Below are 8,243 nucleotides of genomic sequence, written 5' to 3' on the forward strand. Positions count from 1 at the left end.
GAGGGTGAGAACAAGCCGGGCGTACCACAGCGCTTCTTTGTCGCGAGGTGTTCGCGTGCCGGTTGATTTTCAACGGCGGATCGGGGCCATCGCAACCGCTCGCCACAGAGGTCAGCGGGAATTGCTGAAGCTTGAACGGGTACCTTTTTATGCACTGCAAAATGCCGTAACATTACGGTTTCCGCATCCGCTTCCAGCAACGCGCACTGATGGCCACCACTGGACGCCCGAAGGTGAAGACCGCCACGCTGACAGTTTCGACTTTATCCGACAACCAAAGCCGCTGTAGAGGCTACAGCACGGCATTAGCACCACAGTCTCACCAGCTCCCTTTAAGTGTTGCTCGTCAACCACTGCCGGCCGCTGGGGTTGAGTCCTGAATACTTCCTCAAGAAGCCTAGCAAATGACTAAGACGCCGCAGACGGAACAACAACGTCCCGACAAGCAGACAGCCACCGTCCCGGAGATTCGCTTCTACCGCGCCAATGAGAATCCGTATGGTGCCTTCAGCAATCTGTTCCCGCGCCCCATCGAGTTCGATGGGAGAATCTATCCCACGTCCGAGCACGCCTATCAGGCTGGCAAGGCCCGTAAACCTGCCGTTCGCGAGTGGATCCTCAATGCACCGACACCCGCCTTGGCAGCAATGGCAGCCCACGGTCTTTACGTCTGGGACGTGATGCCCGACTGGGCGCAGATTAAGTTTGATCGCATGCGTGCCGTGCTTCGCGCGAAATTCGATCAGCATGCTGACCTTCGTGCGCTGCTGCTATCCACCGGAAACGCCAGGCTCGTTGAGGCGGCAACCGTCAACAACGCCGTTAACCGGCTATGGGGTGAAGTGGATGGAAAAGGTGAAAACATGCTGGGTGTAATGTTGATGGAACTACGGACCTTCTATGCTCAGCAACCGCCGAAGACTACCAAACCCAGCATTTCTGCGGCAGGCATGCCACCCGAAGGCAAAAAGACCGCTTCCAAACTGTTGCCAGCGAGAGCATGACAGGTCAGCTGTTGCCTGCCAGCCACTACGAAGAGGAGCTGGCGCAGCTGGAGCACAGCTATGCAGCCGCGTGTTCCGCCGACATTGATGCTCTAAAACTCGCGATTGCCAGCGCGGCCGAATCCAGCATGATCGGCGTTGGGTCTGGTGGCTCCTTCACGGCGGCGTCGTTGCTATGCAGCATGCACGAAGGTTATACTGGACGCGTTTCCCGTCCTTCAACTCCTTTGGAAATCATTTGCCGACCCGCACTGGCTTCCGCGAGCCCGGTGTTTCTTGTGTCGGCAGAAGGTAAGAACCCAGACATCGTGGAAGCGCTTGAGCGGGCACGGCGTTTCAGCTCAAGGACGGTTCATGTGTTGACCAATCGGCAGGACAGCCCCCTGATGGAGCATGTCGGAGCGCTGCCGGGTGTAAAACCCTATGTGTTCGAGCTGGCCAAGAAAGACGGTTATTTGGCGACCAACAGCCTTTTGCTTGATGCCGTACTGGTCGCGAGAGTTTACGGCGAACTCAACCGCTTCCGCCAGCCGATGCCCCGTGAGTTTGAGACACTACGGGTTGGTGATCAGACGGTGAATGACTGGCTGAAAGCGGCGCAGCCGTTCATCTCCGAGACCGTGCATCGCGGTGCACTAACCGTTGTCTACTCGCCTCTTCTCAAAGCCATCGCGACGGACTTGGAGTCCAAGCTCTCCGAAGGTGCCTTACTGCACACCCAACTTGCTGATCTACGTTCCTATGCGCATGGCAGGCACCTCTGGCTGGCTGATCGACCTCAGGATTGCACCATCCTTGCTTTGGTCGAGCCTACCTTGGGTGGGCTTTGGGACGGTATGTGCAGCAAGTTTCCAAGCGGCATCCCTACGCTGGCCATGCCCCTGGCCGGCGCCGAACCCGTCCACCTGATCGCAGGACTGGTCGCGCAGATGCATATCGTGGCGTCCGTTGGCCGTGAACTGGGCAAAGATCCTGGGCGGCCCGATGTCCCGACCTATGGGCGGGAAATCCACTATGCGGACCTGCGCGACGTAATTCCTTTGCCACAGCCCGCAGGCCCAGCCGAGGAGCAGTCAAAGTACGACGTGCTTGGAGCTCATTGGCCTTCGCCGCGAGGTCTCGGGATGATGCGCCGTGCGGCAACGGCATTCGCAGACTCGATTAAGGCTCAGCGCTTCAGAGCGGTGGTCTTTGACTACGACGGTACCTTGTGCAGTTCGCAAAGCAAGGATAGCCCGCCGCCGCTTAATGTTGTTGATCATCTTGTCCGACTTGTCCGTGCCGGCATAATTGTCGGAATCGCGTCGGGACGAGGCGGCTCGATCCAGACCTGCCTGAAGGAGGTTGTGCCACAGGACGTTCTGCCGAAGATCCGGCTCGGTCTATACAATGGGGGCTGGATCTCCCCGGCGAATGAGTCACCGGTGTCGTCGCAAGAGACGAGTGAGTTTCTCAGCCATGTATCACGTATCGTTGTCCGCTTGAAATCCCTGGGGGTGCCTATTCTTACCCACCGCACCACGCATCCCTACCAGGTAAGCGTGCGTTTTCATGAAGGCCTCGCGACTGACGCCATGTGGTTCGTGATCGCCGACGCATTGCGCCAAGCAGGGCTTGATTTGTCGACTATTGTGCGTAGCAAGCACTCTGTGGACATCCTTGCCAAGGGTGTGAGTAAATCAGTCCTCATCGCCGACATTATCCAGAAGGATAAAGTCGATCCCTACGAGGTACTGACGATGGGTGACCAGGGGGCCTGGCCCGGCAATGATGCGGCTCTCTTAGAACACCGATTTTCTTTGAGTGTCGATATGCCGTCGCGCCGCTTGGACCGCGGATGGAAATTAGCGCCGGTCGAGAAGCGCGACATCGATGCCACTCTGTGGTACCTCGAACACATGAAAGAAGAACAGGGCGGAGTGTTCCGCATGGACTTTACGTGTACCAGGGGGCGCGACGCCGGTGCGTGATCAGAATGCCGCCAAGTTGCTGGCGAAGGTGATGGGGTGGGAGGACTTGGAGCAGGTATCTCAGGTACGTCCTATCCTCCAGCTACTTGCCGATTTCAAGTATGACCACTACCAGCGCTTTGGTCCGGGACGCCGCTTCATCGAAAGCCTGGCGCTGTGGCTCCACCAATTCGAACCGCAAGATCGGCAGACCGCGCTCACGTTGGTTCTCGACCACTTGGTGTTCATCTCCGACGCCGAGTTATCTCATCTCGTACACACTGCCTATCGGGACTGCATTGTGCAGGAGCGTATGCGCCTAGTATCGGAGGAGCATGAGATCCCATCCTTCCGGGTTCACGAGATTGCTCGCCACCGTCGCTTTGAACAGTTGCGGTTGACGTCGCTCTACCTCGGTTTGAGCGACGGCGCACGCACTAATGAGTTGCGACGCGCAAGCGATGGGGAGATCGGTAATGAGCAAATCTGGCAGGCGTACGAGTTGGGTGATGAGAAGGCTAAGGACATGCTCGATGATCTCGGCGTGTCTTTGAAAAGAGCTGGCTTCGCGTACGATGCTCCCCACTTCAATCTGATCTGGCTGCTGGACGACTTCTCAGGCAGCGGGAATACTTACATTCGATACGACGGTGAAGCACACAGGTTCAAGGGAAAACTTCCGAAGATCTACCAGCGGCTTCACCAAAGAGGCATAGTAGACCCTTCGCACTACGAAGTGTTCTTGATGTTGTATACCGCAACGCGACAGGCCGTCGACCACATAGAGTATTGGTCCGAGCGCTTTACCTCGGACCATGGATTTAAACCATTGCAACTGCGTGTCCTTTGCCCTATTGAGCCCGAGATATCCTTGTCTCGGGATGCCAACCTCGAACTCCAAGCCTTGCTGGCAAATCCCACCTACTGCAACGACTCCGTGGTCGACAAGCACTTTCGAGTCGGTGGAACCGACAATGCTAGTCTAGGCTTCGCTGGTTGTGCGTTGCCGGTGGTGCTAGGTCACAATACGCCGAACAACTCGGTGTTCCTGCTGTGGGGACCAGAGCATTTAGAACCACACGGCCTGTTCCCTCGCGTTAGCCGTCATCGAGAGTTCTGATGGCATACAATGCAAACCCTTTCCTGGAGCGAATGTCCGAACACACGACCTCAGACACTGAGTTCGTTCGGCTGTTTTCCCCAAAGATTCTTGAGAAGTTGGCTGAGGATGCCTTCGTCGGTGCGGTGCATGTCTTCCGTAGCGCGCCTGGTGCTGGTAAGACAACGCTATTTCGCGCGTTCACACCGCCTGCGCTGCGCGCGTTCTGGAATTCCCGCAAACTCCCCGAACTGTCTGAATCGTTTCAGAAGTTGCTTAATCGAGGGCTGCTGACAGATGACGATAGTCCTCAACTAGTCGGCGTTTACCTTAGCTGCGCCTCCGGTTACGCCGACTTGCCTTCCGGAGAAACTCTAGAGCAGGAGGGGTTGTTTCGGGCCCTGCTGGATTGCCGGATCGTGCTGCGCACGCTCCGCAGTCTGGGCACGCTGCTAGGGTTTAGTGGACCGGAGCAACTGGCCGAAGTCTCACTGGACCATACCAAGTTGCCTAGCTTGCCAAGCATACCGGTATTTGAGAACGCGCTCCAACTCGCCAATTGGGCCGAAGATCACGAACGGCGGGTCTATGCACAGCTAGACGCCTTTATGAGACCTACGGACACAGCCTTCCCCGCTCACGTCCGCTTCGAGGGAGTTCTCTGGTTACAATCGATCCAATTCATCCATGATGGCCGAATCGTTGGTGGCCAACGGCTACTGATGGTCGACGACATGCACAGGCTGCGACGCAAACAACGCGCCCTGCTGATCGACGAGCTGACAGTGATGCGTCCCTACATCCCCGTCTGGCTGGCCGAGCGCACCGTTGCGCTAGGAACGGAGTTGCTGTCCCAGGGCGCTCGCGAAGGTCGAGATCTGCGCGAATACAATCTCGACAGGATGTGGAGCGATCCCAGGGGGGCAAGCCAGTTCATCTTATATGCACAGAATATCCTTGATCGCCGCATGAAAAATCAGGACGCGGTTCCGCTTGGATCATTCACACAAGGCCTACGCGACAAGCTGATCAGCAGCGAAGTGCGCGACAAAGTGGCTGATGGCATTCAGCAATTCCGCAATGAGGTGCAGCGCCACCAGTCCAACGCGCGCTACACCCAATGGCTGGCAAGGGCGGACCAGTACACCGTCAGCCAGAACCTGGAGTCTCTGCTGGAGCTTTATGTTACGCGCATCCTACTAGTGCGCGACGCGTCTAAGCGCCAGTTGTCTTTGGAGTTGCCTTTGACCGAGGAAGAACTTGAGGACCGGGATAGTTCACAGGTCCGCGGAGCCGCCGAGCTTTTCATGCACGAAGAACTTGGCATTCCGTACTACTTCGGCTTCGAACGCGTATGCGTGATGGCGACGAGCAATGTCGAGGAACTGCTCGCGCTGGCTGCGGCACTCTATGTCGGCTTGCAGGCTAAACAGGTGCTAAGGAATTCCGAGCCCTTCCTATCGCCTATGGAGCAGGAAAAACTGCTGCGCGAGGCAATCGCTCGAAAGCACGGATTCATACCTAAATCGCATACGGAGGGTACCCGAGCGCAACGACTGTTGGACTCCATTGGTGCCTTCTGCTACGACCAGACTTTCGCGCCCAACGCTCCTTACGCCCCGGGCGTCACCGGCATACGCCTCTCCCGCAGGGAACTGGAGAAGCTTAACGGGCAGGCCCCGTCACTTGGTTCTGCCGGCGTCACGATTCAACGGGTACTAGCGGAATCTGTCTCGGAGAACCTGTTGGTCCAGCGCGAAAGCCAAGCAACGGGATCGCGCGACAGCGGCACTGTTTTCTATTTGAATCGTTCGCTATGCGCTCACTATGGGCTGCCTCTACAAATGGGCGGTTGGCGAGATGTATCGGTTGGGGAGTTGATAAAGTGGATGGAGCGTCGTGTCACGCGCAGTTCCGCGAAACTTGGTAACCTCAAGCTGTTTGAGATGAACTAGCGTGCTCTGGGACCATTACGTATTTCGTCGCGGCGACGCAGTCCATGAACTGTGGGATAGTTTGCTGAAAGAACGTCCGATCGAACTCTTATACATTGCGGGTCGTGGATTCGACGTTCGAGCAAAAACAGTAATGAGTGAATTCGTCGTAGGCCAGCAGAGCGCTGGACGGCAGACCAGAAGCGCGACGCTGCTGTTGGTGGGATTACATGACTATGAGTTGGACGAGGGCTTGGGCCAACTCACCGAGGAGAATGCCACAGCACTGAAAGAGATATTCTCCCCGCTGGGCAGAACGAAGATGTTCGCAGCCGCGACACGCGATGGAGAGGACGAGACAAGTGCTAGCGATATGTTACGCCAACGTGTCAAAGCGGTGCTCGACGAAATCGATGGCAAGACGGACATCATCCTTGATGTCAGCTCTTTGCCTCGGGCGACGTATCTTGCACTACTAATCAGCATTCTTGAGCGACTAGTGCCTAGTAAGCTGGTCGACGAGTCAGCCACGCATCCATTGTATGCTCGCGGCGTGAACTTTCAGGTGTTTGTTGCTGAAGATGCCGAGTTGGACGGATATATCCGGGCGGAAGACCCGAGCAACGACCTCGTAAACATCCCAGGCTTCTTCGCCGCGTGGCAAGCCGAGAGCGTTCAAGACTGGCCTCTCGTTTGGTTCCCAGTCTTGGGCGAAGGGCGCGTGAACCAGTTACAGAAGATCGCAGGCTCGATTCCAATGGAAGCCGAGATCTGTCCGGTTCTACCTCACCCTTCCAAGAACCCTCGGCGTGCGGATCGCCTGCTCGTGGAGTACTGCGACCCTCTGTTCGACACCCGCAACACCCCGATATCCAACATCCTCTATGCCAATGAGTCCCAGCCATTCGAGGCCTACCGCCAACTCTTGGGCGCGATGCAGCGTTACCTGAGCAGTATGTCCATCCTCGGAGGCTGCCGCCTGGTAATGAGCCCGCTGGGCAGCAAACTTATTACCCTTGGCGCCGGCTTGGCATGCTTCGAAATGCGGCCCGCCGACTTGACCGCAAAATTTGGAGTTGCCATCCCGCATGCTGAGCCAAGGCGCTATCTCGCATCCGCAGAGTCTCTATGCCAATCGGATCCCGACGTCTCCGTGTTGCTCCTTACTGGCGAAGCCTATGGGACGCAAGACTGAGCGATGCTTGTGTTGGGATGACGTTCGTCTGGCTTGATGGAACTTGCGGCCTTAATCCATATTTGACATTTTCCCGCCGAAAATTTGCGTAAGTTATTGAAGTTTTCTGGCGTGGAAAAACAATTTTTCACCTGATCAATTATTTAACCCAAGTTGCCACCTTGATAAGCTGGCGTCCATCGGAGTTTGCTAGCGTTGTAAGTACCCCTACTGCACAACGACTGGCGAGGAACCCCGACGGACACAAAAATTATATTCGTATACTGTCTTTGTGACGATCTGTTGAAAGCGCTCGGTCATCGTGAAGATCCACAGTGTCAGGTCTCCGACGCGGAAATTCTCACCACTGCGTTAGTCGCTGCCCTCGGGTTTGGCGGATGCTTTCAGCGAGCCCATCGGTTTTTGCATGAAACGGGCTATCTTCCACGTCGGCTCAGTGCCAGTCGCTTCGTGCGCCGTCTCCATCGTTGCGAGCCGTTCGTGATGCCATTGTTTCACGTTCTAGCCAGCCTGGAGCATCAATCGAACACCAAGCGCCTCTATATCCGTCATTCCGCATCCCCCCCATCAGCCGCTTCCAGAATATAACGCCACATACCGCCATCCCAGCAGTTCAAGTAAGGCGTGGTGGTGCTGTTGCATATTTAGCACGAGCGGCCTGACCTGGGCAATGACCAGCACATGAATACCTTTGAAAGATTGGAATACCCAGCGCGCGGTGGGACGAGCGCTCGGCTGACCCTTCTGGTCGGGGAAGGTTGCCTGCTGTGCCTTGAGACTCTCGCGGATACGGTGTTCCAGGGCAGCATAGACCAACAAGCAGAGGGTCATCACCATCATCAACGCCATGATGCGCTCGGGTTTCTTCAGGTAGAGTGTCGCGGCCATGAACATCGGGTCTTTGAGGAAGCGAAAGCCGCGCTCGACTGTTTGTTGATCCTTGTAGGCGGCGATGAGCTCGGCTGCGCTGAGCAGTGAGTCATCGAGCTGATTGGTGGCGAGGATGAAACAGCTTTTGCGTTCCAGGCGGCGCTGGTGCTCCTGCACCTGCGAGGCCAGTGC

At 56.5% G+C, this 8,243-nt stretch carries 7 protein-coding genes and 1 pseudogene; 7 read left to right on the forward strand and 1 reads right to left on the reverse strand.

Translation table 11 applies throughout. The features are described from left to right. From CKO36_RS19415 to CKO36_RS20570, 7 genes and pseudogenes are all read left to right on the forward strand, one after another. A partial coding sequence (locus CKO36_RS19415) for a hypothetical protein (RefSeq protein WP_207161518.1) occupies positions 1 to 289 on the forward strand: 289 nt, incomplete at its 5' end. Between the two features lie 115 nt (positions 290 to 404). After that, positions 405 to 1,004: an NADAR family protein gene (locus tag CKO36_RS17970; RefSeq protein ID WP_200286289.1), complete on the forward strand. Its 600-nt coding sequence runs from the start codon at positions 405 to 407 to the stop codon at positions 1,002 to 1,004. Further along, on the forward strand, positions 1,001 to 2,974 hold the full coding sequence (locus CKO36_RS17975) for an HAD-IIB family hydrolase (RefSeq protein ID WP_200286290.1): 1,974 nt from the start codon (positions 1,001 to 1,003) through the stop codon (positions 2,972 to 2,974). The genes CKO36_RS17970 and CKO36_RS17975 overlap by 4 nt, the downstream gene beginning before the upstream one ends. After that, positions 2,967 to 4,073, forward strand: coding sequence for a phosphoribosyltransferase-like protein (locus CKO36_RS17980; RefSeq protein ID WP_200286291.1), 1,107 nt, complete (start codon positions 2,967 to 2,969; stop codon positions 4,071 to 4,073). The genes CKO36_RS17975 and CKO36_RS17980 overlap by 8 nt, the downstream gene beginning before the upstream one ends. After that, positions 4,073 to 6,007, forward strand: a complete 1,935-nt coding sequence (locus CKO36_RS17985) for an ORC-CDC6 family AAA ATPase (protein ID WP_200286292.1) — start codon at positions 4,073 to 4,075, stop codon at positions 6,005 to 6,007. Before CKO36_RS17980 ends, CKO36_RS17985 begins: the two co-directional genes overlap by 1 nt. A 1,011-nt stretch (positions 6,008 to 7,018) precedes the next feature. Next, entirely contained in the window at positions 7,019 to 7,081 is a 63-nt protein-coding gene (locus CKO36_RS19955; protein ID WP_242469723.1) for a hypothetical protein, read from the forward strand. Between the two features lie 310 nt (positions 7,082 to 7,391). Continuing rightward, positions 7,392 to 7,748: pseudogene (locus CKO36_RS20570) on the forward strand (IS982 family transposase); the annotation flags it as partial. Here the strand turns inward: CKO36_RS20570 and CKO36_RS17995 are convergent. Beyond that, the coding region (locus CKO36_RS17995) for an IS1634 family transposase (protein WP_200286294.1) at positions 7,749 to 8,243 on the reverse strand (495 nt) is incomplete at its 5' end.

The sequence above is a fragment of the Rhabdochromatium marinum genome (assembly GCF_016583795.1).
GTDB classification, from domain to species: domain Bacteria; phylum Pseudomonadota; class Gammaproteobacteria; order Chromatiales; family Chromatiaceae; genus Rhabdochromatium; species Rhabdochromatium marinum.

What these genes read in the sequence shown, in the direction of transcription:
- CKO36_RS17970 (WP_200286289.1), top strand. Translation starts at nt 405, where the DNA reads ATGACTAAGACGCCGCAGACGGAACAACAACGTCCCGACAAGCAGACA.
- CKO36_RS17975 (WP_200286290.1), top strand. Translation starts at nt 1,001, where the DNA reads ATGACAGGTCAGCTGTTGCCTGCCAGCCACTACGAAGAGGAGCTGGCG.
- CKO36_RS17985 (WP_200286292.1), top strand. Translation starts at nt 4,073, where the DNA reads ATGGCATACAATGCAAACCCTTTCCTGGAGCGAATGTCCGAACACACG.